This is a genomic window from Sulfitobacter sediminis, from assembly GCF_040811725.1.
GTDB lineage: Bacteria > Pseudomonadota > Alphaproteobacteria > Rhodobacterales > Rhodobacteraceae > Sulfitobacter > Sulfitobacter sediminis.
Map to the genome: position 1 here is coordinate 1 of NZ_JBFNXX010000251.1, position 238 is coordinate 238.

General features: G+C 56.7%; 1 pseudogene. It reads left to right on the forward strand.

The window, feature by feature from the left end:
- Positions 1-38: 38 nt before the first annotated feature.
- Positions 39-182 (forward strand): annotated as a pseudogene (locus AB2B41_RS24030) (IS5/IS1182 family transposase); the annotation flags it as partial.
- Between the last annotated feature and the right edge of the window lie 56 nt (positions 183-238).

Sequence of the window (238 nt, forward strand, 5' to 3'; positions counted from 1 at the left end):
AGGTTGGATTATAGTATTACTAAGCCCGGTTACAGGATTGCGCGGCGTGTCCGCTGAATCCCCGATGCACGCCGAAACTGGTGACCCGGAAGATCGCCCGATCCAGGCATGAAGACGCCCGACAAAAAGCACGGGATATCGCGACGACAGATGCCTATGTCGCCTCCAGCTACGCGAGAAAGTAGGTAGAGATGCTCTTCGCCCACCTCTAACGCATTATCGGCCTCGACCGCCTCCT